Source organism: Mesorhizobium sp. M1328 (assembly GCF_040318075.1).
In the GTDB taxonomy this organism is placed as follows: Bacteria; Pseudomonadota; Alphaproteobacteria; order Rhizobiales; family Rhizobiaceae; genus Mesorhizobium.
Window position 1 is genome coordinate 44194 of record NZ_JAMYLO010000025.1, and the last position, 26265, is coordinate 70458.

Annotated in this window: 23 protein-coding genes and 1 tRNA gene; 10 read left to right on the top strand and 14 right to left on the bottom strand. The window is 60.9% G+C overall.

The genetic code is table 11. The annotated features are described in order from the left end of the window. Window positions 1-11 precede the first annotated feature (11 nt). The 4 genes from NKH23_RS29825 to NKH23_RS29840 form a co-directional block, all read right to left on the bottom strand. Window positions 12-692, bottom strand: coding sequence for a hypothetical protein (locus NKH23_RS29825; RefSeq protein WP_353036090.1), 681 nt, complete (start codon window positions 690-692; stop codon window positions 12-14). Between the two features lie 167 nt (window positions 693-859). Beyond that, complete coding sequence (locus NKH23_RS29830) at window positions 860-1732, bottom strand: carbohydrate ABC transporter permease (protein WP_353036092.1); 873 nt, start codon at window positions 1730-1732, stop codon at window positions 860-862. Beyond that, window positions 1729-2619, bottom strand: a complete 891-nt coding sequence (locus tag NKH23_RS29835) for a carbohydrate ABC transporter permease (protein ID WP_353036094.1) — start codon at window positions 2617-2619, stop codon at window positions 1729-1731. Before NKH23_RS29835 ends, NKH23_RS29830 begins: the two co-directional genes overlap by 4 nt. A gap of 43 nt (window positions 2620-2662) precedes the next feature. Continuing rightward, on the bottom strand, window positions 2663-3955 hold the full coding sequence (locus NKH23_RS29840; RefSeq protein WP_353036096.1) for an ABC transporter substrate-binding protein: 1293 nt from the start codon (window positions 3953-3955) through the stop codon (window positions 2663-2665). A 375-nt stretch (window positions 3956-4330) separates the two neighbouring features. Here NKH23_RS29840 and NKH23_RS29845 point away from each other — a divergent pair, with 375 nt between their 5' ends. From NKH23_RS29845 to NKH23_RS29855, 3 genes are read left to right on the top strand one after another with little or no spacing between them, the layout of a single operon-like run. Beyond that, window positions 4331-5206 carry an ROK family protein gene (locus NKH23_RS29845; RefSeq protein WP_353036098.1) on the top strand — a complete coding sequence of 292 codons (876 nt, stop codon included), beginning with the start codon at window positions 4331-4333 and terminating at the stop codon, window positions 5204-5206. After that, window positions 5203-5973 carry a GntR family transcriptional regulator gene (locus tag NKH23_RS29850; protein WP_353036100.1) on the top strand — a complete coding sequence of 257 codons (771 nt, stop codon included), beginning with the start codon at window positions 5203-5205 and terminating at the stop codon, window positions 5971-5973. Before NKH23_RS29845 ends, NKH23_RS29850 begins: the two co-directional genes overlap by 4 nt. A 36-nt stretch (window positions 5974-6009) precedes the next feature. Continuing rightward, the gene (locus NKH23_RS29855; RefSeq protein WP_352689879.1) at window positions 6010-6801 is read left to right on the top strand and encodes a sugar isomerase domain-containing protein; all 792 of its coding nucleotides are present in this window, start codon (window positions 6010-6012) and stop codon (window positions 6799-6801) included. 189 nt (window positions 6802-6990) lie between these two features. Here NKH23_RS29855 and NKH23_RS29860 read toward each other — a convergent pair whose 3' ends face one another. The 5 genes from NKH23_RS29860 to NKH23_RS29880 form a co-directional block, all read right to left on the bottom strand. Continuing rightward, on the bottom strand, window positions 6991-8928 hold the full coding sequence (locus NKH23_RS29860; RefSeq protein ID WP_353036102.1) for a CHASE2 domain-containing protein: 1938 nt from the start codon (window positions 8926-8928) through the stop codon (window positions 6991-6993). A 15-nt stretch (window positions 8929-8943) separates the two neighbouring features. Then, window positions 8944-9753, bottom strand: coding sequence for a FecR family protein (locus NKH23_RS29865; protein WP_353036104.1), 810 nt, complete (start codon window positions 9751-9753; stop codon window positions 8944-8946). 11 nt (window positions 9754-9764) lie between these two features. After that, window positions 9765-11036 (bottom strand): tetratricopeptide repeat protein, encoded by a 1272-nt coding sequence (locus NKH23_RS29870; protein ID WP_353036106.1) that lies wholly within the window; start codon window positions 11034-11036, stop codon window positions 9765-9767. Between the two features lie 552 nt (window positions 11037-11588). After that, a complete protein-coding gene (locus tag NKH23_RS29875; protein WP_353036108.1) occupies window positions 11589-12776 on the bottom strand; it encodes a magnesium transporter in 1188 nt (395 codons plus the stop codon). A gap of 811 nt (window positions 12777-13587) precedes the next feature. Continuing rightward, window positions 13588-13836 carry a helix-turn-helix transcriptional regulator gene (locus tag NKH23_RS29880; protein ID WP_353036110.1) on the bottom strand — a complete coding sequence of 83 codons (249 nt, stop codon included), beginning with the start codon at window positions 13834-13836 and terminating at the stop codon, window positions 13588-13590. Window positions 13837-13986: 150 nt separating this feature from the next. On the opposite strand from NKH23_RS29880, the gene NKH23_RS29885 reads away from it, so the two are divergent. Beyond that, window positions 13987-14691 carry a hypothetical protein gene (locus NKH23_RS29885; protein ID WP_353036112.1) on the top strand — a complete coding sequence of 235 codons (705 nt, stop codon included), beginning with the start codon at window positions 13987-13989 and terminating at the stop codon, window positions 14689-14691. A gap of 328 nt (window positions 14692-15019) precedes the next feature. Here NKH23_RS29885 and NKH23_RS29890 read toward each other — a convergent pair whose 3' ends face one another. The 3 genes from NKH23_RS29890 to NKH23_RS29900 all read right to left on the bottom strand — a co-directional run bounded on the left by NKH23_RS29890 (window position 15020) and on the right by NKH23_RS29900 (window position 18759). Beyond that, window positions 15020-16954: a calcium-binding protein gene (locus NKH23_RS29890; RefSeq protein ID WP_353036114.1), complete on the bottom strand. Its 1935-nt coding sequence runs from the start codon at window positions 16952-16954 to the stop codon at window positions 15020-15022. A gap of 1071 nt (window positions 16955-18025) precedes the next feature. Further along, window positions 18026-18394, bottom strand: a complete 369-nt coding sequence (locus NKH23_RS29895) for a VanZ family protein (protein WP_353036116.1) — start codon at window positions 18392-18394, stop codon at window positions 18026-18028. A gap of 290 nt (window positions 18395-18684) precedes the next feature. Then, window positions 18685-18759 (bottom strand) — tRNA-Gln (locus NKH23_RS29900). Window positions 18760-19269: 510 nt separating this feature from the next. Between NKH23_RS29900 and ppdK the strand changes: the two genes are divergently transcribed. The 4 genes from ppdK to NKH23_RS29920 all read left to right on the top strand — a co-directional run bounded on the left by ppdK (window position 19270) and on the right by NKH23_RS29920 (window position 23321). Continuing rightward, window positions 19270-21945 (top strand): pyruvate, phosphate dikinase, encoded by a 2676-nt coding sequence (ppdK, locus tag NKH23_RS29905; RefSeq protein WP_353036118.1) that lies wholly within the window; start codon window positions 19270-19272, stop codon window positions 21943-21945. A gap of 205 nt (window positions 21946-22150) precedes the next feature. Next, window positions 22151-22336, top strand: coding sequence for a hypothetical protein (locus tag NKH23_RS29910; protein ID WP_352564268.1), 186 nt, complete (start codon window positions 22151-22153; stop codon window positions 22334-22336). Between the two features lie 496 nt (window positions 22337-22832). Continuing rightward, entirely contained in the window at window positions 22833-23000 is a 168-nt protein-coding gene (locus tag NKH23_RS29915; protein ID WP_352484420.1) for a hypothetical protein, read from the top strand. A 150-nt stretch (window positions 23001-23150) separates the two neighbouring features. Further along, entirely contained in the window at window positions 23151-23321 is a 171-nt protein-coding gene (locus NKH23_RS29920; protein WP_353036120.1) for a hypothetical protein, read from the top strand. Between the two features lie 223 nt (window positions 23322-23544). Here the strand turns inward: NKH23_RS29920 and NKH23_RS29925 are convergent, their stop codons facing one another. Next, entirely contained in the window at window positions 23545-23967 is a 423-nt protein-coding gene (locus NKH23_RS29925; protein ID WP_353036122.1) for a hypothetical protein, read from the bottom strand. A gap of 313 nt (window positions 23968-24280) precedes the next feature. Between NKH23_RS29925 and NKH23_RS29930 the strand changes: the two genes are divergently transcribed. Together NKH23_RS29930 and NKH23_RS29935 are read left to right on the top strand one after the other, a co-directional pair. After that, window positions 24281-24898, top strand: a complete 618-nt coding sequence (locus NKH23_RS29930) for a glycosyltransferase family 9 protein (RefSeq protein WP_353036124.1) — start codon at window positions 24281-24283, stop codon at window positions 24896-24898. A gap of 140 nt (window positions 24899-25038) precedes the next feature. Then, window positions 25039-25776, top strand: a complete 738-nt coding sequence (locus tag NKH23_RS29935) for a polysaccharide deacetylase family protein (protein WP_353036126.1) — start codon at window positions 25039-25041, stop codon at window positions 25774-25776. On the opposite strand, the gene NKH23_RS29940 is transcribed toward NKH23_RS29935, so the two are convergent. Continuing rightward, complete coding sequence (locus NKH23_RS29940; protein WP_353036128.1) at window positions 25777-26166, bottom strand: DUF427 domain-containing protein; 390 nt, start codon at window positions 26164-26166, stop codon at window positions 25777-25779. Window positions 26167-26265 lie beyond the last annotated feature (99 nt).

Here is a 26265-nt window from a genome sequence, read left to right on the forward strand (position 1 = left end):
TCCATCTTTGATTAGCCATGTGGTGCGCCTGCCAACTCGTCCTCGGCAGCTGCAAGAACGCGTTGGGGGTCCGAGGCGAGCACATCTTGCGGACGTTTGCCGTCAAGGAAGCTATTGAGCGATGCAAACCAATAGGCGAGCCCCCACGCATCCTTCTTCCCGCGAAACACACTCAGAACTTTAGCGAGCGGTTTGGCGGGCCGATATCCAGCTGCAATATCCAGAGCGTAGCCAGGAAAATAGTCTACGCCCCGATGCCGAACTGCGAAGATTCGGCCTTGTTTTTTCCACTTGTTTGGCTGCGCACGTGGGTTGCTCGTGCTGAACCCTGCCATTGTCGCGACTTGAGGAGCGGTCAGCCAATCGCCGCTTTCCAATACTTCTCTTCTCGCCTCGGCCGCCATCCGGGCTTCCATGAGCATGTGTTGCGGCGGCGGTACGTGAGGGACCAGGGCGTCGATTATCGTGCTTATGGCTTCGCGCTGGCGACTCATCAGGATCGTACGCACCAGAGGCGCAATGCTGACGAGCGTGTCCGCGAGGCCGCGAACAGCAGGTTCACTCCCATGCTCGACCGTTACTGCTATGACCAGCTCCGCAGTTAGGCGATCAAGTCGGTCACCAACCTCCTTCGGCCTTCCGGTGAGGACGCCAAATCCCGACAGTTCAATAGTCTCATGGGTAGGTGCCATGATCTCCCGCTCGTGTGGTGATGAGCATGGTCACATATGTAGCACAACAACCGATATCACAGCTGCAGCTAAGCTGTAGGCATTGGCGTCCAAGTTCGCTGATGGCCTGGTAGCTTTCAGGGTGCGTCCCGATGACGGCCAGGCAGGCGCCGGCCGTGCCGCTGACGCTATCCCTTGATCGCGGAGCCGACGATCGAATCCACGAAGAAGCGCTGCAGGAAGACGAAGAGCACCAACGGCGGCAGCACAGCAAGCGTGGCGCCGGCCATCACCAGTCCCGTATTGAGGGCGCCTCTGTTGTAGCTGAGCAGGCGGCTCAGGCTGATGACGATAGGATAGTCCTCCGCATTGCCTTGCAGCACGGTGAGCGGCCACAGATAGCTGTTCCAATGATAGACGAAGGCAAACAGCGCCAGTGCTGCAATCGCGGGCGCCACGCTCGGCGAGACGATCTTGAACAGGATCAGAAGTTCCGACGCCCCGTCCATCCGCGCGGCGTCGATCAGATCGTCCGGCACGCCGGCTATGAACTGGCGCATCAGGAAAATGCCGAATGCATTGGCTAGGTTGGGTACGATGATGCCGGGAAGGCTGGCGTTCAGGCCGATTGATCCGACGAGACGGTACAGCGGGATCAGCGTGACGATCGGCGGCAGGAACATGGTGGCGATCAGCACCGAAAACAGCAGTGAGCGGCCGGGAAAGTGATGCTTGGCGAAGACATAGCCAGCCATCATGCTGGTGACCAGAATGCCGGCGGTGGTGATCGTGGCGATCACCAGCGAATTCCACATCGAGCGGCCGACATTGATGACGCCGGACACTTTCTCATAGGCTTCGAGGCTCGGCGTGCGCGGTATCCACACGGGCGGCACCTGCATGGTTTCGGCCGGCGTCTTCACGCTGGAGAGCACCATCCACAACAGCGGGAAGGCGGAAGCCACCGCAACCAGCAGCATCAGCGTGGCGAGCAGCGCTCTGCGGCCCGCCAGGCGTTTGCGCGCCAACCGGCTCGATCCTGAGCGACCCGGCGCGCTCATTCGTCATCCTTCCGGTTGGCAAATGCAAACAGAGCGCACACAACGACGATCAGCGCCAGCATCAGCATCACGGCCATGGCCGAGCCCAGCCCGCCTTGCGCGCGCTCGATGCCGACTCGGCGGATATGGTAGGTCAGCACGTTGGTCGAGCCGACCGGCCCGCCTTGGGTGATCAGCGCCACCGGCTCAAATACCTGCACGGCGTTGATGATGGCGATGACGGCGCTGAACAGGAGCGTGCGGCGTAGCAGCGGCAAGGTGATGAAACGGAACTGTTCGCCACGGTTAGCGCCGTCCAGAGTCGCCGCCTCGTAAAGACTGCCCGGGATCTGGGTCAGCCCGGCAACGGCCAGCACCGTAAAATAGCCGATCTGCTGCCAGACATTGAGCACGACGATCGAGATCAATGCCGATCTTGGCGAGGACAGCCAGGGTTGCGGGCCGATGCCGGCGAGGCCGAGCATCTGGTTGAGCGGCCCTTCGCTCGGCGAATAAAGCTTCGACCAGACCAGCGTCACAGCTATCATCGGCACCATGTAGGTGGAAAACAATACGGTCCGCAGCGCCGTGCCACCGGCGACATCGCGCTGGTAGACCATCAAGCCCAACGCTACCGAAAGGGGAAGGATGAGCATCACCGACAATGCCGTGTAGATCGCGGTGTTGAGCAGCGCTCGCTTGAAATCTCGCCCGACCGAGGTCGGCCCGAATATTTCGCGAAAATTGTCGAAGCCGATGAAGCTCGCATTGGAAAAAGGCGTCTGCGTCGACCAGTCCTGCAACGACAGCCAGACGGTGAGCAGCATCGGCAGCAGGATGAAAACGCCGATCAATGTCACGGCGGGCGCCAGCATGATGCCCGCCGAGGCACGATAGGTCTTGATCATCGCTCTGCTTCCAAAGCGTCGGGCTCTCGAAACAGCGCCTTCGCTATTTGGCGGCACGCTCCAGGATCGAGACGGCATCGGCCTGCGCGTTCGCCTGCGCATCCTTGGCCGAGAGCTGCCCATACTGCAACGCCTCGAGCGTCTGCTGGAGCGATTCGCTGAACTCCTGGCCTCCAGGGACGACAGGGAAGGGCTTGGCGTCGGCAAGCACGCTGACGTAGCCGGACAGGAACTCGGAACCGAGCTTGTCCTTATGGGCTTCGATGTCGGAGGTCCGCGTCGGCAGGATGCCCATCGACATCAGAATATCCGACATTGCCGAGGCGCCGTTCTTGCCGGACTTCGGACTGTTCAGCCATGCCAGGAAATCCCATGCCGCTTTTTGCTCGGCCTCACCGGCATTGGCGTTGACGACGGTCATCCACGAATAGGAGATCGAGTGCGGCTTGTCGCCGCTCGGACCGACCGGGATGGGGGCGGTGGCGATGTTGGAGAACTTGTCGCCCATGCCGGTCTTCAATGCGCTTTCCCACCAGTTGGCCATAATGATCATGCCGGTCTTGCCCGAGACGAAATTGTCGAGGAAGGGACCGGTGGTGTTGGCGTCGGCGGTGGCCATCGCCGGATCGCTGGCGCCGGACTTGATCAGGTCCTCGTAGAGCTGGAAAGTCTCGCCGGCTTGAGGACTGTCGAGCATCGGTTTGCCGTCCTTGACCAATTCGCCGCCATTGGAGACCAGCAGCGAGGCGAAGGGATGGACGACGCCCGCCGCCCAGGAATTGATCATGCCGAAACCTTGCTGGCCGGCATCTTTCCTGGTCAGCTTCTCGGCCGCATCCTTCAATTCGGACCAGGTCTTCGGCGCGGCCGTAATGCCCGCCTGCTTGAACAGCTCCTTGTTGTAGTTCAGCGCATAGACGTCGATTTCGTTTGGAATGCCGTAAAGCGTGCCGCCAACGGAGGCCGCACTGACGACACCGGCCGGCCACTCACTCTTGACCTCGCCGGCAACCGTGTCGGGGGCCGGCGCGACCAGCTTGTCTCGCGCCAGTTCGGGCAGCCACAAGTCGTAGATGCCGCCGATCGTCGGCCCGTCCGAACTGCCGCCCTGGGAACGAAGCGTCGTTAGGAGGTCGCCGAAGGGGATGGCGCGAATGGTGACGGTCACATCCGGATTGGTCTTGGCGTAGTCCTTGGCCGCGGCGTCCAGCAAGGCCACCGTCTCCGGCGACCAGTGGGTCAGATAGGAGATGTTGACCGATTGGGCCCAGCCGATCGTGGGCGACGCCAGCAGCCCTGCAGCCAGTGCCAGTTTCGAAATCCAAGCCAAAGACATCCGGATCCTCCGCGTAGCCGCACAGCGATATGAATGACGTTATGACAACTTGAAGCAACGATGCAAGCGCTATCTTCGTGAAGAGTTCCTGCCAGCGCTGCGGCGATTTCTTACTACGGTCTGCAAAGGTGCGAGATCGCTTTAAAAACAGGCAATTATCTAAAATAGTTTGAGCCGTTTCTCCCTGCAGGCCATGCCCAAACATGCCGCAGGGCTCTTGCGGTCGACGTCATGTCGTTATAATGACAGTGAGCCGCAAAGGACGCCGATGTTGAATGGGAGACGGAGCATGGTCCCTCGACGCGCTGCGCTCACCACGGCCTTGTGGAGCTGGCGCACCGAGGGCCGGGCGCCTGTCAACCGGAGCCGCTCTCGATGACACGCGTTCTGGCCATTGATCTTGGCGGCACCAATTTGCGCGCCGCTATCTATACCGGCGATGTTCGCCGGCTGGAGATGCTGAGCCGCGAGCCTGCGCCGGCAAGCCTTGATGCCTTCGTCGCCCGAATTGGTGCCTTGCGCGCCGAGGCGGACCCGGTCGAGGCACTCGGCCTTGCGGCGCCGGGGCTTGTCGAAGGCTCGGTCTGCCGTTGGGTTCCGAACCTGCCCTATCTCGACGGTGTCGATATCGCGGCGTTGTTTCCTCGCCTGCCAGTTGCCATTGGCAACGATGCGCAGATCGCCATGCTGGCCGAGGCGGTCGAAGGTGCAGCAAAAGGACTGTCCGATGCCATCCTGCTGGCGATCGGCACCGGCATCGGCTCCGCCGTTCTGGCCAATAGCCGCATCGTCGCCGGCGCACGTGGTGGCGCCTGCTCATTTGGCTGGGCCTGCGCCGACATCGAGGATGAAGGCGAGGACCGCAGCGGCTGGCTGGAGCGCTTCGCTTCCGGGCGTGCATTTGACGCCGCGGCGCGCCAGATCGGGCTGGCCAATGGCGGCAGGCTCGTCGAGGCCGCCCGGGCCGGCAAGACGGCCGCCCTTGACGCCTTGGAGCTGCCGGCGCGCCGGCTGGGCACTGCTTTGGCGGGCGCGGTCGCGCTGCTCGACACCCAGGCAGTCTTGATTTCCGGCGGCCTTGCCGATGCGCTGGACGTGGTAGGGCCGCCGCTGCTTTCGGCTTTGCGGCGTCAGCTGCCGCCGCATCTGCGCGACATCGTTCTGCGTTCCGGCGAATTCGGTTCCCGCGCCGGTCTCGTCGGCGCCTCGCTGGCCGGCCTCGCCGGAGCGCAGTGGAGGCAGATAAGATGAGCGAGCCGAGCTTTCAGCAGCCCGACCGCCGAAGGCCCGAGCCGCTGTGGTATCAGGTGGAAGAGGCCATCCGCGCCATCGTCAAGAGCGGCGAGTGGGCGACCGGCGACCAGATTCCGGCCGAAGACAGACTGTGCGCCCTTTTCGGGGTGAGCCGTATCACGCTGCGCCACGCCCTGCGCAATCTGGAGGAGCACGGGCTGCTCAGGCGCGAACATGGCCGCGGCACCTTCGTGCGCTCCACCACGCTGGTCGCCGGCACCCGCGAACTCACCAGCTTCACGCAGGAAATGGGCAACATGGGCGTAGTCGCCGGCTCTCGCTTGCTCGACTGCAGCCTGACCACCGCCAATGCCGCCGCGGCCGGAGCGCTGGAGATCGAGGAGGGTGATCCGGTGGTGCGCATCCGGCGGCTCAGGCTCGGCAACAACGAGCCGATCGGCATCCAGACGGCACAGCTCTCGGCCGCGCGCGTGCCAGGCTTTCTCGACGCCGGCCTGCTGCAGGGCTCGCTCTACGAAGCGCTGGAGCGCCATTACGGCATCGTGCCGGTCGCAGCGCGCGAAAATTACCGTGTCGGCGCGGTCGGGGCGGCGGATGCCGAGTTGCTCGATCTGCCCACGGGGAGTCCCGCTTTCGTGGTCGAGCGCATCACCACCGACGAGCGTGGCCCATTCGAATTCACCGTCTCCGTGATGCGTGGCGACCGCTACGAAATCCGCTCGACGCTGCGTGCCGGTCGCGCCGCCCCAACCGCAAGAAGCTGAGCCATCCCCAAGCCGACCCATAACAGGAGTACCGACGTGTCCGATCTTTATATACCCCGCCTTGCCGCCCTCATCGAACAGGCCTCGAAAGCCAATGCCGAAGCCTTCGGCGAGGCGGCCAGCCGCTTTGCCGACACGCTCGAGAGCGGTGGCTTGGTTCATCTTTACGGCTCAGGCCACTCGGTGTTGCCGGTCCAGGAAGTGTTTCCGCGATACGGCAGCTATGTCGGCTTCAATCCGCTGACCGACCCGCGTGTCATGTGGCACAACGTGCTCGGCGCCGGCGGCGTGCGCGAACTTCTGTGGCTGGAGCGGACCGAAAAATACGCCGAGAAATTCCTTGATCATCAGCCGCTGAACAAAGGCGATTCGATCATCATCTTCGGCCACAGCGGCCGCAATTCGTCGGGCATCGATACGGCACTTTACGCGAAAAAACGTGGCATCTTCGTCGTCGCCGTGACCAGCAAGAACAATCTCGACAAGCCGGCGACGCACTCTTCCGGCAAGCGGCTTGCCGATGCCGCCGACCTTGTCATCGACACCTGCTCGCCGATCGAGGATGCCATCGTGCCGGTCGAGGGCTGGAGCCGGCCGGTCTCCGGCTCGTCGACCGTGCTTGCCATGATCCTGGCGCATGAACTGATCGCCCGCACCGCCGAGGCGCTTTCGAAACGCGGCATCGAACTGCCGGTTTTCGCCTCGCCGACAATTGCCGGCGTCACACTGCACGACACCGACGTCATCTATGGCGTCTATCGCGAGAGAATGCTCGAGGCGCAGAAGAAGCACCTGCCGGCCTTCCAGGCGACCATGCGCGGCGAATGACGAACCGGGGAGGCCACGCAAACTTGCGAGGCCTCCCGAAGCGGGTAGTCAGGTCATGATGCAGGCGGCACCACGCGATCCGCTGGATCCGATCAGCGTGTACTTCGGGTCCGGGGTGCAAGATCAGGCGGAGCTGTTTTTGGGGACAGCGGCGAACCATCGACAGTGGCTGGGCCGCCAGGTTCCTCTCTATGCTGAACCGCTTTCTCGGGGCATACCGTGCTGCATCTCTGGAACGGTGAAAACCGGCACCTCGCCCTTGAAACCCTGGAGTTCAAAGGCGCCCGCCTGGATGACCGGCATCGATGCTCCTGCCGCAAAGCCGGGACCAAGCACCAGGGGGATGCCCAGCTTCTTGGTCGTCGACTCGAGGCGTGCCGTGCGGTTCACCGGCGAACCGATCGCGGTGTAGTCGAAGCGCCGTTCGGAGCCGAAATTGCCTACCGAGCAGATGCCCGTCTCGATGGCGACGCCGATTTGGATGGAGGGGTGGCCATCCGCGGTGAAGGCGGCGTCTTCGCGCTTCACCCGTTCGATAAGGGCAAGCCCCGCGTCGAGCGCGCGCTCGCGATGATCCGGCTGATCGAGCGGCGCGTTCCAGAAGGCGAGCACCGCATCGCCCATGAACTTGTCGATGGTGCCGTCGCGCTTGAGGATCTCATCGGTCGCAATGCCGAGGAAGTGGTTGACCACCTTTGCAATTTCTTGGGTATCGAGTCGTTCACTCATCGTCGTGAAGCCGCGTATGTCGCTGAGCAGAATTGTGATCTCGCGCTTCTCGCCAGACAGGATCGCTTCAGTATCCGAGCTTGCGAGGCGCTGCACCACGGAAGGCGACAGGTATTGGGAGAACTGCCGTGCCAGAGTGGACCGGCGCTGCTCGCTGCGCCTGTAGAGGACATAACCTTCGAAGCTCGCAACCAGGATCGTCGCAAGCGCCGGCTGCAGCGGGTCATAGAGTGCACCCTGCAGACTGTATTCGAGAGCGCCGAACACGAACGGCGTGACGGCCAGCAGCGCCAGGGCGAGGGCGCCAAGCACGACGCGCCCGGCGAGCACTCCGGAAAGACCGATGAAAACGACGGCACTGAGGACAAACCAGAGCCGCTCGAGCGTACGCGCGTGCGTTGGCTCGGCAAGATAGCGCCCGGCAAGCAACTGGCCGATTGCATCGGCGTGGATGTCCGCGCCTGGTCGCGCTGGACGCGTCGGGGTGGGTAGATACTGCGTCAGTCCCACGGCCGACAGATCGACAACGGCGATGGCGTCCCGCAGCCGCGGATCATTGTCGCCCGAAAGGATAGTGCTGGCAGATATACGGGGCGTATCCGTGGCGGTTTCCCAAAGGCGAATGCTCCCCTCCGGCTCGAGCGGCACAATGGCGCCGGCCATCCTGAGTGCGTCAAATCCGGCGGCATTCATCCGGGCTATGTAGCCGTCCTGCCCGGCGTAAAGGCGCAGGAGCTCGAGTGCGAAGGACGGCCACAGCTGCACGCCTTGAGCGGTATTGCGAAGCCAGAGCAGCGGCACATGGCGTAGTTCGCCATCGGGATCGGGCAAGGTGCGAATTACGCCGAGGCCCGCGGCGGCGTTCGAGAATTCGGCAAGCGAGCCGGTCAGGCCGGTGAAGCCGGGAAGTGTGTCGGGTACTTGCCCGACGATCGACCAGCCGGCTTTGGGCTCTGCTTCTGAAACCGTCGCCTCGTTGCCCAGGCTGACAGCAAGCGCCGTTCGGTTTTTCGCCAGCGCCGTTGCCAGGCGCTTGTCTCCGGCGATGCCCTCAGGCGAGGTGTCGGCCTCGGGCAGCACCAGCGCAAGCCCGATCACCGCGGCGCCGGATTCGGTGATGCCATCGACCAGATCGGCCAAGAGGCCACGGTTCCAAGGCCATCGCCCATGTGCTTTGAGGCTGGCATCGTCTATCGAGACGATCACGACGGGATTGCTCGTCGCTTGGCGCGGGGCGAGAAACTGGTAAAAGTCGTAGGTGCGTTCGCGGAGGCGCGATAGCGGCCCGTCGAAAGCCAAATGGCAAGCGAGCAGCAAGAGCACGGCCGCAAGACCGGATATTTTGCGCCTGGCAGCTTGCCGCCAATCAGCCCAGCGCGAACCGACCAAGAGGCTCATGTCGTGCCGCCGGGCTTAATTGCAGTAGTAGCAGCAACCCTCACCCTCACACCCACCCTCATCCACACCGCCGCCCACAGGTGGCGTTGGGGTGTCGGGGAACTCCATGACCACTCCTGGCAATGCGCCGTCGGTGGAGTCGCAGACTTTGAGCGAGCCGCCGAGTGCTGACGCACAAAGCGCGCTTACGTCCAGTCCCGGACCCGGTTCGCCTGGCAGGCCGGTGCCGGCTATCCGGTCGATGCTGTCCAATATCGGGAAGGTGTCGATTCCGCCGTAGCCGGTCAGCAGCTTGCCATCTTCCGATGTGCAGGCATAGCCCGGGTTTGTGATGACCAGCCGTTTGCCATTGATCGTGCAGGTCATGCGGCCGGCGCGCAGAATGCCGACGGTCTGGCCGGCTGCCACCAGCACTTCGATGATGCCGCCTCTGGCCCCGAGCACCATGTGCGGCGTCGCAACCTGCATGACGCCGCCTTTCGAAACCTGGCCGCCATAGAAACGGGCCAGGCCGCTGTTCATCCCGATGTCGATCTTTCCCGATCCGGAGCCCGGATTGTAGACGAATTCATCGATCGTCAGGCTGGTGTTCGGACCAATCTTGGCGCTCGATTCGTCCCGGAACACCAGCATTCCAAGACCAGTGGGATTGCTGCGCAGCTGGTCGCCGAGTTCGACGCCGGCGCCGACGTTCATTGTCCCGCCGTTGTTGCGGACGATGTTGGTCTGGTAGGCCGTCATCGACCCGACCGTTTCAGCGGCGGATGGTGCCGCGAAGGCAAGGCAGGCGACAAAAATGGCGATCTGACGATTCAGGGTCCTCATCGCGGCCTCTTTCAATTGAGCGTCAACGTGTAGCTCATGAGCATTTCAAACGATTTTCGGTCGCGGTTGGCGATGTCGAAGTTGGTTTCGCGATAGGCGAGATCGACGCTGATCTTCTGCGACTCCGTCAGCTGAAAATCGCTTTCCGAGGCAATGCGCCAGAAATCGCTCTTGATATTTGTGCCGATGCCGACGGACAGATCGGGAGCGTCGCTATGGCCGGCCGAGAAGGCGACCTGGTGCGACCATGCGAAAAGATCCGGTACGTTCATCAACAGGCCGCCATAGCGGACCTCGCCCGTGTAGCTGCGGCCGATTTCAGATCCGGAGGCGAAGTCATTCGAGCCGACAAAGCGCAGTCCGAGCGCCTGGCCATTGCGGAAGCGGTAGCTGCCGCCTGCCTCATAGAAAACCCTGCTATCGGCGAAAATGCCTTGCGAGGCGCTTAGATCGATGTAGCCGCCGCCCGCAAAAAGCGTCGTTTCGACCGTCGGGCGCACAACAAAGCGCCCGCTGACGCCGATGCCAGTTTCTTGGATATCGCTGTCGAAGCGATCTGTAACGGTGAACGCGGAAAGCAGCAGGCGCAGCGAATCGATCCCACTATTCGGCAATCCCTTGTCCCAGGTGATCGCGGCGTTGCCGTGGATGAAAGTGTCCTTGCTACCCGGAACCGACAGGTCTTCCGTGAAAAAGCGCTGCGTCGCCGTCAACGACCCCGAAAGGACGAGGGCGTCGGCACTTGGCGTGCCGAGGTCCCACCGGACAAAGCCTTCCGCCCGCCCATAGGGCGAGACGAAGCTGTCGTCGTCCTGCGCCCCACCCGGCTCAAAATCGGTAAATGCGCTGAACACGCCGCCGGTCAGGGCGAGTTCCCAGGTGACGCCACGCAACGCGCGCTCGATACGGGCGAGCAGGCGAACAGCTTCCTGCTGCTCACTTGCCGACAAGCCGCCGACTTCGATGCCGTACTGCACCTGCCGCCGGGCCAATTCATAGGAGCCGACATGATAGTACAACCGGCTCGCCGCCAGCCGGGCGCGCGCATCGCGGGGATATTTGATCAGATACTGCTCGATCGACGAGATCGCCTGATCGTACTGCCCGGCGTTGACGGCAACCGTGACGAACTGAGCGAGCGTTCCGTTGTCAGCCGGACTGGCGATGCGGGCTGAAAAAGCATCGTCATAGGACGAAAACAGACCCTGCGCGCCGGCCGGCAATGCACCGGCACAAAGCAGCGCCGCGGCGCAGCCGACGATCGTTCGAAACGAAGATTGCATGCCGAGAACCCACCCCAAACCCGACCAGTGCGAAGGACTTAGCACGACTACAAGAAAAAAGGCGACTGAACTTTGACGAAATCGTCCGAGGTTTTCAACAGCTGTTGCAGCCGCGCAACAAACTATCGGGTTCATTCGTATTTCGGCTGCGCTGGTTGCCAAAACATCTTCGCAGCGTTGCTGTATTTGTCGAAATATTCGGTCTCGATAGAAACTAACAAAACTCATCGAACGACAGCGAATCTAGCTTTCTTCAAGATTAATATAGTTCGCGTGATTCTGCGCGTATTTGGTCGCTGCCTGACCCATCGACGTCACATATGGCTCATCCGAAGGTCTTCCGTCGTATTGCGGAGACGATCGGAGAGCTGGCGGGCAATGCTTCACGCCCGCGGTGAGTTCCTGGGCCAGAAAGCCCATCCTTGCGCTTACGCGCTAAATCCGTCTGTATCGCAACCTGCTCAGTCACGGCGGTTCAAAGCCCCAAAAATCCCACGGTGGTGATCCCGCCGACCGCGTCCTGTGCAGGACGCATCGGCGGACACGCCAAAACTACAGCACGAGCATGGTGGCGAGCCCTAGCATCAGGCCCATACCTACGATATCGGTGACGGTGGTAAGAAAGATCGCCGAAGCTACGGCCGGATCGGCGCCGACCCGCCGCAGGCCCAATGGGATCAACACGCCGGAGATTCCGGACATGAGGCACGATCCGGACATGGCGAGCAGGATGACAAGTGCCAGCATGGGCGCCTGGGCTGCCGACTCCGGTTGCCGCGAGGCGTAGAACCACATGGCCGCAGCCGCCACAAGACCGACGAGCACGCCGTTGGCGATCCCGAGCGCGCCCTCCCTCATCACCAGGTGCAATTTCGGTCGCTTGTCCACATCGCCCAGGGCAAGGCCACGCAGCGTCATAGCCAGTGCCTGGCAGCCGGTGTTTCCGCTCTGCCCGGCCAAGACCGGGAGGAATGCCGCCAGGGCGACGATCTTCTCGATCGTGTCTGTGAACGAGCTGACCACGAAAGCGGCCATGAAGGCCGTCAGCAGGTTGAGCTGCAGCCACGGATGACGCTTCAGGAAGGCTGAAAACAGCGGCGTGAAAGAACGCTCCTCCTTCTGCACACCCACCATCTGGCCTGACTGAGCGGAAATCTCGATGATCTGCTGCTCGAACAAGCGCCAGCCGCGGACCTGCCCGAGCAGCCGGTCCTCCGCGTCCACCACCGGATAGACAGGGTAGTGCCGGCGGACCGCAGCCTTGCAGGCGTCGCTCAAGGACAGACCGACGGGGAGGGCGAACGGCTTTGGCAGCATGATCTGATCCACGGTGGCGTCCGCTTCGCTCAGCATCAGATCGCGCAGGACCACGAGGCCAACCAGTTTGTCGCCCTGGTCGGTGACGTAGAGATAAGTGAGCTCGGTCGGCACCGGGGTGCGTCTGACGGCCTCCACTGCGGCGGCTACTGTCGTGCCGACAGGAACGCTGGCGGGAATCGGGTCCATCAGCTCGACGAGCGACTCGGGGATCGCGAGGTCCTTGCCATCGCCGTGAGGCTTTATAGGCCGCATATGCGGCGGCAAATGCTCCGCCACCTTACGGGCGTGCCGGTCCGGCAACAACTTTAGTGTGTCCCGAATGAACTCGGGAGACTCACGGGCCAGCAATACCGCGGCGTCATCAGGTGCTCGAGCGCGCAGCGTGCGGACCAGCTTCTCAACGTCGTTCTCTTCCTTCATCTGTTCCCCCAATTGCTAGTGTCTTGCCTCTGACGGTATGACTCGAATCTGATCGCTCCGCGCTGGCGCAGTGGCCTAAGCGCCTCGATCCGGGAATCTTCGCCTTCTCCAGGCGCCGAGTAAACCGTACCCAGACAAATCTGAGCCATTGCGGGGTGCATACAGGCGGGCTGTAACCTCTGCGTGTCGCCGAAAATTCAAGGTGTTGCGAACGTCACCGATCTTTTCCTAGGCGCTGCGAGCACGTCGCACGAACGAAACCTAAACCGGGAAACTCTGCAGAATCAGGCCTCCGGCGTTCGAATTGATTTGCCTCATGCCGCGCTGAGCGCGGAGCGGCGGACTAAACTAAGCTAAGAGGCCGAGGATCCGCCGCTGTGGTGCTGCCAATGCGGGCCAGAGCTGCCGATATCGCTGGCAGCGAGCCGTTTGTATTGGCCAGATGGGTTCTGACGCGACTTGCCCATCCTGTTTCCGACGAGATTGTGACAGGACGAAATCAGGCGTGCCGGTCTGTCATACATTGGCGGGCATGTGGCATGCCGGCCTTTGGTGGTCGAGGGGAGAAGGCCGGAACGTCCCAATCACCTACGCGTTGGCCATCCGGGACTCGGCTATCCTGCACGGTGCAAATCGCATCTTTGTCCACCAGTTCGTTTTTCGGCTCCCCAGGGGGTATCCCGCATTTCTGTGGAGCGGATAGAGCGGCATTTCTCTCGCAAAATGTTCGCGAAAAATGGGCTCTATGCCACAGTCGTTTGCAAGAGGACTCGCCGTCGCTTGATTCAAATGCGGCGTTTCGCCGTGATGGTCATCTGTTGTTGGATCGGTGCGCAAGCCGTACGCCAGGCCCGCTGCCATTCTCTGGGATGAATTCGACGCCAGCGGCCTCGAGGGCACTGCGTATTGCATCAAGGTTGTTCCGATGTGGAATGCGCGCCCCGCGTTCGAAATCAACGATGGTTGCTCTGGAGATGCCGGCGGCGACCGCAAGTTCGCCCTGGCTCCAACCGAGCATGGCCCTGGCCCCCCTACATTGTTCCACGGAAATTAGGCTCATCGGCTGAGGTCAGTCTTTTTGGTTGACTTTCGCCCGGGAAATCAGGCTAAATGGAAGACGCTAGACAAACACAAACACTAGGACGGCTGAGCAGGTGTTGCTGCACCTACCCAGCCTGACCACAACCCAAGCTTCTGAGGAGCTCGGATCATGGCTGATTCCGACAATACCACGACGCCGCCCCACGTCACCCGCAGACGAGTACTTGCAGGAACAGTGGTGGCTAGCACCGCATGGGCCCTTGAAGGTAGCGTATCCGCAGGCGGCGCCGGAAGGACGAATCTGCGTTCTGACCCGGTGATGGCTCTATGGCAGAAATGGGAGGAAGCTCACAAGCTCACCGAGCGGCTTTGCCGCAGACAGCAGCGCTTGGAAACGCAACTCATTGAGAGCGTCGGCTTTCCCTGCGTGACCGTCCGCCTAGCCAAGGGTGAGGAGGTGACGATCCATTCTATCGAGGCGCTCAAGGATATACTTGGCAAAGAGCCATATACAGCGGCTCTTCGCAAGAAGGCCGAAGCTGCTTTAGCGGCACATCAGGCACGCTGGAATGCGGCTGCCGAGGAAACCGGTTACACCGCAGCGCTGATGGCGGAACGCCAGGCTGGGGAGCGGGTGCAGGATCTCCTGCAAACATTCTCAAGGACTGCTGCCACGACTCTCGCCGGTGTGGCAGGCAAGCTCCATGTCGTGTTGCGCGAGGGGGAAAGCGAGGAGGAGTGCTCCGAATTCCCTTGGCCGCAAATCCGCTCGGCACTCAGCGACCTGATGCACTTCGCCGAAGATGTTGGTGCTGATGGGTGCGGCGTCGAGGCAGTCGGCATGACTAAGCCGAAAAATCTCCGCGACGTCTGATGACCGCCAATTAGGACGAGGTTGAACCACCCGTCGCCTATAGCGATTTTGTCGTCTATGCTGAATTGCTCGTGCGAGACCGAAGAGACCGGCGCTGATCTGGCAAAGCTGATAGCGTCGATACTGGCAAGGTACTCGCAGTGATAATCCCGAAGGACGCTCACCAATAGTCCCGCTGCGTTTACTCGCTCACCTTACCGAAAGTTCCCGCCTGCTAGTTCCTTGGGGAAGCACAGGCAAAACTAAACATCCCACTTGGAATTCCGGTGCTGGAACAAAGACGGAACGGCGGACCGGCTCGAGCAGAAGGTCCGCCGTTCGGGGTCGTTCAGATCACAAGAAACGAACCTGCTGCAAGCGACAGACCTGGAGAGAGAGTGGCGAACTGTATTTGAGCTGCGCCACCGATCCCGTCGCTGTCGAAAGACAGCGCCCCGGTTGAGCTGTTGTAGATTATATGGTCGGAGCTGTCATGCGCGGCCGTGCCAGCAAAGAAAGCATCGGATGAAAGGCCACCCAATTTAAGCCCGGCAAAAACGGCGTCGTCGAGTTGGATCTTGTCCTGGAGCTTGTCGAAGTCGGTGATCCTGTCGATATTGCCGGCCCCAAGAGCACTGTTGAACACGAATGCATCATTGCCCCCGTTACCGGTCAAGATGTCGGCACCTCGTCCGCCGTTGATGACATTGGCGCCGGCGTTGCCCTGGATGGTCTGGGCAAAGGTGTTGCCCGTCAGGTTGATTGCAGACGTACCTGACGGATTGGTGGTGGCAAGAAGCTCGATCTGTGAACTGGCCGAAAGCGCATGGCTCACCGAAGCGAACACTTTGTCGGAGCCGCCGCCCACGGCCTCGATGACCTTATCACCGACATTGTCGACATAATAGGTATCATTGCCGCCATAGCCGACCATCTTGTCCGCACCACCGCCGCCATTGATTACGTTTGCGCCAGCATTGCCAAAAATGGCTTGGCCGAAGGCGTTGCCGGTTAGGTTTATTGCTGCCGTGAGCGTCGGATTGTTGGTGGCGAGGAGCTCAACCTCTGAGCCGGCCGAAAGGGCATGGCTGACAGCAGTGTAAACCCTGTCAACCCCACCGCTCACCGCTTCGACTACCTTGTCGCCGGCGTTGTCGATATGGTACGTGTCGTTACCGCCATAGCCGGTCATCGTGTCGGCGCCGCCGCCGCCCCTAATGTAATTGGCGCCGGCATTGCCCTGGATAGTCTGGGCGAACTCATTGCCGGTTAGGTTGATTGCCGTGGTGCCGGACGGGCTGTTGGTGGCAAGAAGCTCGATCTCCGAGCCGGCCGCAAGAGCATGGCTAACCGAAGCGAACACTTTGTCGGCACCGCCGCCCGCCGCCTCAACCTCCTTATCGCGGACATCCTCGACATAATAAGTGTCATTGCCGCCATAGCCGATCATCGTGTGGCCGCCGGCGCCGTGGAACACATCGTCACCGCTGGTGCCGTATAAGGTGTCGCTTGTGTCGACGGGAGGCGGTTCGGTCCCGGAGGTAGCGAGGTTGTGCTCCCGGAAAACGGCCTGCAGTTCCGGGGAGCTTTCAAGCGCGGTGTCGCCGTTCTGCGTTCCCCATTTATAGGTGTAGTCGAAGGCAGGTGACGGCACCAATGCGGCCCAATGATCGATCATGATTTGCATCTGTTCGGGGGTGGGCATGACCTGTCTTCCGCCGTCGGAAGTCTCCCAGTTACCGCCGCCGAAGGCCTGATAGACCGGAACGATGTTGTTAACCGGGATGCCGGATTTCACCGCTGCAGCCACGGCTCGATCGATCATGTCGTAATCGACCGTGTCCGTTCCCGTGCGCACCGGATAGGGGTCTATGCCGAAATAGTCGATATGCGTGTTGGCCGGATTGTAGGTATTCGTAAAATCCGGATTGGTCGGGGATCCCATGTTCATCATGGTGATGAAGGTCTTGGCGCCTGGAAAATGCTCATGGATCCAGTCGGATTCCGCCTTCAGGTTCTCGGCGGTTGCGTAGGTGCCCCACCTGCCGGTGGGATCGGGCTCGTCAACAAGATAGAACCCAAACACGTTCGGATTGCCAAGGAAGGGGGTCATTTTCTCGATGAAGGATGAGGTCACGCCCTCATGCTCATTGAGATAGACCAGGCCTTTCATGCCATCCGGCAATGCGTTGACCAGCGAAACATACTGAACGTCAGCCAGATTGAAGCCGGCGGTTGCGATTTCGGTGGCGGATCCACCCGATGCGTAGTGCAGAGTTGCCATCCATAATCCCTCTTGATTCGATAGCGCCCCGCGGGTGTCTGCCTACTAGAGGGTGTATATTAGCACCAAATCACATACCCGCACGCTCTGATAGAATGGTTGATCGGTGGCAGGATTGTCACATTGCGGAGAAAAATATACTTCATGATAGTCGACGATAGTGACGAGCAGTCAAATTTAACCGTTGAAGAAGTTAATGCTTAGCTCAAAAAGTTTCTGTATGATATTTTTACGAGACACTACATACATGGATACAGTCAAATAATTAACTTAGTGTTTCAATAAGTTTGCGTATCACTATTTGAGTGATTGGCAATTGATACATATTATAAGTAATAACAGCCGGCCATAGTGCTATAAACGGCGAATATAGGTGAAACAATTTGTCGTTCACTGGTGTAACTCTGGAAGACATCAATTTTTAATCCGAATAAATTGCAGTAAAGCGCCAAATTTCTATTCAATATGCATCGTCATGCCGGCCAACTGAGTTGACCTTAAACTAGGATTCTTGCCGGACCACGTTCTCTGCCGGCAATGCTATTTTCTTGTGGACAGATAACCGCAAGTGGCAGCCCGCGACCAAGTTGTCCGCACTAAGATTGCGAAATGGCAAACCGAAATGCGGTTCAATCAGAATCCAGCAACACCCAGGTGACCATCGAAACCATCCTGGACTGCAAACGCGCCGGTTTGGGCCGAGATGGTAGGGACTCGGAACCCCAGAGAGTTGGGCCATGTGCCTCTTGTGTCCCGACGGATTCCTTGGTCGGAATTCTCCCAGGCATCCCGGCGCTACCAGGCAGCAAAAAATACCCGTAAGATATAGAAGGCGGCGCAGCCATCGAGGGAGGACGTGCCAAGCGCCTGTCGAAAGAGACGAGCGCGCCACGGCGCGTCGAGCAACGCCGGCCCGATGAAGACGGTTGAGCCTTTCCTGCAGGCCTTGCGCAGCACTCGGATGGTACGGTCTCGCTTCAGAATCACTGCGGCAACCAACGGCAACCTACATCCGTTCGGCGCTTGAGATATGGCTACCGGAACAGATTGGCGCCGTTCAGAGGATGTCCCTCAAGCCGCTCGTCGAACAAGCGAATTTGCACAGCCAATGACTGCCAGAGCGCACCCGATGCCGACGCAATCAGCCGCCCAATCAAATCCATCGAGATCCCGCCCTATTAAGGTCGTACCCTGAAGGATTTCAATGGCAGCACCAACCAGAGCGAGGAAGACTATCAAACTCATTTTGCGTTCCGGCCAACCCAGGCTGCCAACAAGCATCAGCGCCGCGAAAGCGACACCGTGACTAAGCTTGTCATAATGGAAGCCTATGCCGAAGCCGAGCTCCTTGAGACGGAAAACTGGCAGAAGTGCAAGCACGAGAACGGCAAGCAGCGTAACGAAAAAGGCTGCCTTTTCGGCAATTGGGTGTAATCTCATTCTGCTCCTGCGATGCTGTTTGCGGGCCGGGCGTTGGCATGTAATGCCCGGCTCCGAGGTCGACATCGGCTCCCGCATGGTACGAGGCGAGGCTATTGCTTCGCCCTCACGATCGCATCCGATTGGTCCAAAATCAACTGAACTACATATTGATCCGCCACATTCGTAATAATAACTCGCGATACGTCAAACGCCGTCTATCTCTCGCGCGTAAATTGTCGTGCCCCTATGGAGCGGAGAACTCCATCGAGCACCTGCTTCGGAGCCGTCAGCAGCGGACCGAGAGAAAATGGCTGGGGCGCCAGGATTCGAACCTGGGAATGTCGGTACCAAAAACCGATGCCTTACCACTTGGCGACGCCCCATCAGCCGGCAACGTGCCCCGGCGCGCGGGCTTATAAGACGAGCCGGGGGAAAGCTCAACGCCGAAGATACAAAATGTCCTAAGCAGATGAGTTGTCCGGATTAGGTAGCAGGTGAGTTGTCCGGTTTTATGTCCAGCGAACGGAGGCTGGGGATCAAACGGACAGCATGGCTACAGGATCGGAGAATGTTCGCGCCATTTGAGCCGCTGGAATGGCGGCGATCTTTCGATCATCGAGTCAGGTGAGTTGCGGGCGTCTCGGAGCGGCAGGATGGACAATTGGAACCGCCTACAGCCGGGAACCAACAGATAGCGTCGACGATGGTGCTGGTTCCAGCCCTCGTTCCCTTGTTTGGCTTATGAGAATGGCAAAAGCAGGTCTTTTCGACGCAGCTTTTTCTTAATCGATTGTAAAGCTCGGCCGGCTCGGTCGATGCCTTGCCTTTCGCACTGCAGCATCATATCGCTCGATTTGCCAATATTTCCAATCTCCTGCAACCGGGGAGCAAGCATGACCAAATGGGTCTACACCTTTGGCGACGGCGCCGCGGAAGGCCGTGCCGGCGACCGCAATCTGCTCGGCGGCAAGGGCGCCAACCTTGCCGAAATGTGCAGCCTTGGGCTGCCGGTGCCGCCTGGGTTCACCATCACCACCGAGGTCTGCAACGCGTATTACGCCAACGGCCACACTTATCCGACTTCGCTGGAAGCGGACGTTACAGTCGCGCTAGACTATATCGGTCGGCTGACCGGGCGCCGCTTCGGCGATCCCTCGAAATTGCTGCTGGTGTCCGTTCGTTCAGGGGCGCGTGCCTCGATGCCCGGCATGATGGACACCGTGCTCAATCTCGGCCTGAACGACGAGACGGTCGAAGCACTGGCCGCCGATTCAGGCGATCCGCGCTTTGCCTATGACAGCTACCGCCGTTTCATCCAGATGTATTCCGATGTCGTCATGGGCCTCGACCATGAGGTCTTCGAGGAGATCCTCGAAGACCAGAAGGGCGGCCTCGGCCATGAACTCGACACCGAGCTGACAGCCATCGAATGGCAAGGCGTGATCGCGCTCTACAAGGCCAAAGTCGAGGAGGAGCTTGGCAAGCCCTTTCCGCAGGATCCGCACGAGCAGCTCTGGGGCGCCATCGGCGCGGTGTTTTCCAGCTGGATGAATAACCGCGCGATCACCTACCGGCGCCTGCACGACATTCCCGAAAGCTGGGGCACGGCAGTCAATGTCCAGGCCATGGTGTTCGGCAATATGGGCGACACCTCGGCCACCGGCGTTGCCTTCACCCGCAACCCGTCGACCGGCGAAAAGCAGCTTTATGGCGAGTTCCTGGTCAATGCGCAGGGCGAGGATGTCGTTGCCGGCATCCGCACGCCGCAGAACATCACCGAGGCGGCACGCATTGCCGCCGGTTCCGACAAGCCGTCGCTGCAGAAGCTGATGCCGGACGCCTTCCAGGCTTTCGTCAGCATCTCAGACCGCCTCGAAAAGCACTACCGCGACATGCAGGATCTCGAATTTACCATCGAGCGCGGCAAATTGTGGATGCTGCAGACCAGGTCCGGCAAGCGCACCGCCAAGGCGGCACTGAAGATTGCCGTCGACATGGCCAAGGACGGACTGATTTCAAAGGAAGAGGCCGTCGCCCGCATTGATCCGGCCTCGCTTGACCAGTTGCTGCATCCAACCATCGATCCGAAGGCGGCGCGCGACATCATCGGCGTTGGCCTGCCCGCATCGCCAGGTGCTGCCACCGGCGAGATCGTGTTTTCTTCGAACGACGCCGAGGAGGCCAAGACACAAGGCCGCAAGGCGATCCTGGTGCGCATCGAGACCAGCCCCGAAGACATCCATGGCATGCACGCGGCCGAAGGCATCTTGACGACGCGTGGCGGTATGACCAGCCACGCCGCCGTTGTGGCACGGGGTATGGGCAAGCCTTGCGTATCAGGGGCCGGTTCGCTGCGCGTCGACTACAAAGCTGGCACGCTGATGGCGATGGGAGCGACCTTCCGCAAGGGCGACGTGATCACCATCGACGGTGGCAACGGCCAGGTGCTGAAGGGTGCGGTCTCGATGCTGCAGCCCGAACTCTCGGGTGATTTCGCCGCCATCATGGAGTGGGCCGACGGGGCGCGCCGCATGAAGGTGCGCACCAACGCCGAGACGCCGCTGGATGCGCGCATGGCGCGCTCCTTCGGCGCCGAAGGCATCGGGCTATGCCGCACCGAGCACATGTTCTTCGACGGCGACCGCATCGTTGCCATGCGCGAGATGATCCTGGCCGATACCGAAAAGGACCGGCGAACGGCGCTGGCCAAGCTGTTGCCGATGCAGCGCTCGGATTTCCTCGAACTGTTCGAGATCATGGCCGGGCTGCCGGTGACGATCCGCCTGCTCGATCCGCCGCTGCACGAATTCCTGCCCAAGACCGAGGAGGAGGTGGCCGAGGTCGCCGCTGCCATGAATGTGTCGCCGGACAAGCTCAGGCGGCGTACCGAAGCGCTGCACGAGTTCAATCCGATGCTCGGCCATCGCGGCTGCCGGCTTGCCGTCTCCTATCCCGAAATCGCTGAGATGCAGGCGCGCGCGATATTCGAGGCGGCCGTCGAGGCCGGCCGGAAGGCCGGCGCGCTGGTGGTGCCGGAGATCATGGTGCCGCTGGTCGGCCTGGTGAAGGAGCTCGATTTCGTCAAGGCGCGCGTCGACGCCGTCGCCAAAAGCGTGATGGAGGAGACCGGCGTCAAGATCGATTACCTCACCGGTACGATGATTGAACTGCCGCGCGCCGCGATCCGCGCCCACGTCATCGCCGAGGCGGCCGAATTCTTCTCCTTCGGCACCAACGATCTGACCCAGACCACTTTCGGCATCTCCCGCGACGACGCGGCCTCGTTCCTCGAGACCTACCGGCAAAAAGGCATCATCGAGCAGGATCCATTCGTGTCGCTCGACATAGAGGGTGTCGGCGAGCTGGTGCGGATGGCGGCCGACAAGGGCAGGGCGACGCGGCCCGACATCAAGCTCGGCATTTGCGGCGAGCACGGCGGCGACCCCGCTTCGATTCATTTCTGCGAGAAGGTCGGCCTCGACTATGTATCGTGCTCACCCTACCGCGTGCCAATCGCCAGGCTGGCTGCTGCGCAGGCGGCAGTGCAGGCTGCAAAAGTCGGAGCGTGAATAGATCCAGACCGAAGATGTCGGACAGACGCGCTGGCAAACCATCGATTTATGGAAATGCCTGTCGCCTGACGTCGGACGTGGCACGCGCCGCGATCTTCGGAGCGTGACGGCCTGTTTGCAGCACTGGCTAATGGATCTTCCGCGCAGCAAGCAAGGTTGATGTTTTCGAGCCGCCGTGTGAAATGGCCGCGGGATGGTGCACATGTCTGATGATGAACAAACCGCTGCGGCGCGCTGGTCGGTGAAGTCCGAGCTCCGCGCCGTCGGCCGCGACAAGCCGCTGCTCGCGGTGCTGGCGGCGATCCTCTGTCTCTATTGTGCGTTTATCGCCGGACCGATCGTCTATGCGGTGCTGGCCATCAACGGCATCGCGGATTTCTTCAAATGAAGCCGGTTCCGGCGATCTCGCTCCGGTCCCGGTTCCTGCGTCTACCGCGCCCGAAATTGCTCGACCTGGACGAAATTGCTTAGCCGGGATGAAACCGTTCCCGTCTATCGTTCGTACCTTGGGGGGTAGGGGGAGGACACGTGACGATAAGAATCAGGCTTCCGGGCGGGACTTTGAAGATCAAGAAAAGGGACGAACTGCGGCGGCGCGAGCAGAAGCGCGAGGTGCCGGTTTGGCAGGTCGGCAATTATTTCGTCATCTGGTGGCCGAGCGGCATGTCCGATCGCCCATCCTCGCCCAACAAGTCCTCGCCTAGGCAATAGCCCGCACCCGACGATCCCGACTGGGCATTGACGCCTCGGCGCAGGATCAGGAACCGCCGTGCGCACCAAATTCCGAGACCGCTCGACAAATCCCAGAAAAAGTCAGCGGGCAGGCGTTGACTCTTCCGCCAGGGAAGGCGATGCTGCATTGCACAATTGGGGCGGCGGAAGCGATGGCAGTGCGTATCAGAATGCCGGGCGGCACGCTGAAGGTGAAAGTGTACCGCGAATTGCGCGACCGCGAGCGCGCCCGCCGCATACCCGTCGTCAAGATCGGCCGGGTTTATTTCACCTGGTGGTCGAACCGCCAACGCCTGATTGACGATCAGTCGCCGGGGTGACGCAGCAAGCGCCTGGGAAGGCCGCGCGGAGCCTCCGCGGGCGAGCTCGCAAAATAAGTTGATGACGCTGCTGTTGACTCTTCCGCAACGGAAGGTCTCTACTTACCGCATTGCACACAATTGCTGCGTTGCACGACGGGAGTTGGACCGATGGCAGTGCGTATCAGGTTGCCTGGCGGCACTCTGAAGATGAAGACCTATCGTGAGTTGCGAGCCCGGGAACGCGACCGCCGCGTGCCTGTGATGAAGATGGGCTCGCTGTATTTTGTCTGGTGGTCGAAGTCTCAAGGCCAGGAAAAGCTACAGGGCAACTCTCACTAGTGGGTCATATAGCTTGATCCCTGGGGGCGCACACAACGGCGGAAGCATCGGGTGGCAATAGTCTTCGTGAAGACCGCTTTGACCAATCTTTGTATGTGTGTTCCACGAAGTGTGCCGCGGGCGGGTGCGAACAAAGCTTGCATCTGACTGCTTGAGATTAATCGGTTGCTGGCACGGTGGACGTGATCCTTCACGTGCCGGCAAAGACGCGAAGCAGGCACTGTTACCTTGCGCTTTGATGGCGCTTTTGGGGATCGCCGCGTCGACTTTGATCTGCTCGATCCGGAACAGATGTGCCGCGCAATCGGCTGCGCAGGCTGCAAAGAACGGCCGCGGTATGCGTTGGAATCCACCCAGTATCTGACCTTACCGATTTGTAACCAAATTCACGCGAACTGCGCGTGACGGCTCCAAATCCCGACATCGTTTCTGCCCAGTTTCCGGGCTCCGAACCCGCCCCGGTGCCAGAAACAAAAATGTTGCAGAACCCGCCCACGCACGTCCGCTCGATTCTCATCCTCCAGACGAAATTCTCGGCGATCTTGTCCTCGCCTCCGCGCTCGCCAGTAACCTGCGCCTTGAATATCCAAAGGCCAGGATCGTGTTCCTTTGCGAGGCGAGCTTTGCCAGCTTCCTGATGGCTCATGGCATCGCCTCGGACGTGGTGGCGCTCCGGCGCGTACGGATGCGTGGCACCCCCTCTACAGCGTGGTCGCGAGCTTTACGCGATGGTGCGCGCTCTGCGCCGATTCCGATTTCCTGACCATCGACCTGGCCGATTCCAAAACCTCACGCATTATCGTCAGGCTCGTCAACGCCAAGACCCGCGCCGGATATGATCCTCCCGAAAAACCGTTGCGCTGGCTGGAACGCCAGCCCGCCAACGTCCTGGCCAAGCCGTTTGGCTTTGGCGGCCAGCATTATCTCTACCGCTATCTTTCCCGCTTGAGGCGCTTGGCGTGGAGTTGCGTGCGCAGGTCCCAACGATTGAGCCGCTGCCGCTGGAGACGGCCAAGGCATTGGCGCTTCTCGACCGGCATCATCTCCGGCGTAACGCTTTCATAGCCGTTCATGCGGGAGCGAGCTTCCGGGGGCGGCAATGGCAACCGGAACGTTTTGCGCTGGCGATCGACGAGCTCTCGCGACAGACCGGCTTGGACTTCCTGCTTGTCGGCGGCCCCGGTGAACGGGCATCTGCCGAGCGCATCGTCGCCAAGGCCGCTTCGCCGGTCGTCAACGTGGTCGGGGCGCTGTCGCTGGCAACGCTGCTGGCGGTCCTCGGCCATGCACGCCTTTTTCTGGGAAACGAGAGTGGCCCGATGCACATGGCCGCCGCCGCGGGAACGCCGGTCGTCGGCCTCTTCGGCCTGACCGACCCCGCCGTCTGGGGTCCTGTCGGCGTGGCCAGTGTTACGCCGCGGCCCTCTATGCCTTGCGAGTGCATAGCCAGGGACCTGTGCCGCCGCCCCGATCCGAGCAAGGCTTGCTGCGTCTGGCAACTTGAGGTCAAAGCGGTGGTCGACGCGGTGTGCGCGATCCTTTCACGTACGGTTAAGGACGTGGAGCACGCATTGTGACCTCGCGCTTGCCAAAGGTCAGGCCGGCGGTCAAATTGCCGCTGCCGACGCTTTTGCAGGGGCATCGTCCCGATTTCCGCCTTGATGCCGGTCTTGGGGTCGCCGCTTCAACTTTGATCCGGCCGATCTGGAAATAATCGATGCGCCTGTTCCAAAAGTATTTTTGCGCCGTTGCGATATCGCTGTGGGCTGTCACTCCTAGTAAGGCCCAGTTGCTCGTCGCACCGACGCTGCACATCAAGGCCGAGATGGGCAGCGGCCGCGTCGCGCTGACGCTCGATGCGTGCGGCGGAAGAACCGACACACGGATTCTCTCGGCGCTGGTGGAAAACAAGATTCCCGCCACCATTTTCGTCACCGGGATCTGGCTGAAGCACAACGCCGCCGCCGTCGAGATCATGCGGGCGCATCCCGAACTGTTTGAATTGGAAAACCATGGTGGCCGCCATGTTCCGGCGGTCGACACGCCGCAAAGGATCTACGGCATTCGCAGTGCCGGCAGCCCGGAGGCCGTGCTGGCCGAGGTGGAATCGGGTGCTGCCGCTCTTGCCGTGACCGGCGAACCGGCGCCGAAATGGTTTCGCGGCGCAACCGCCGAATACAGCCCGTCGGCAAACGCGATGATACGCAAGCTTGGCTTCAAGATCGCCGGATTCTCAATCAACGGCGATGGCGGCTCATTGCTCGGCGCAAAAGAGACCGCCCGGCGCATTGCCGCGGCAAAGGACGGCGACGTCATCATCGCTCATATCAACCAGCCGACCCATGCCGCCGGCGAAGGCGTGGTGCAGGGACTTCTGGCGCTGAAGGCCAAGGGCCTCACATTCGTGCGGCTCGACGATGCCGACGGCGTCGGCGATGAAGGCACCACCGACTGATCAGTCGGGCGTGGCCTCGATAGTCACCTTGTTCGGATAGAACGCGCCGTGATCACGGATATCCGACATCTCGTCGAACGGCCGCTCATAGGCCCACATCGCATTCTTGCCTGCATCGCCGGCGGGCAGCACGCTCCAATAGCTGGCATCGCCCTTGTAGGGGCAATGGGTCGAGTGTTCCGTCTTGCCAAGCTGCTTGAAGTCGATGTCTTCGAACGGAATGTAGAAAACCGGTGGATACGGCGATTCGGTCAGCACCTTGACCTTGCTGGACGAGACGATGACGGTATCGCCGGCGCGCACCGTCACGGTGCCCTTGTAAGGCTCGACGGTGATGATCTTGCCCGGATTGCGCTGAAAGCCGGGTGACGGGTTTGCGATCTGGTCCATGTCGGATCTCCTTGCCTCACCGTCAAAATGTGTGTGGCAAGAGCGTTGCGCAAGACCTGCTTGCCACCAGCGGGCGTCGCCGGCGGACGGCAGTCTTGC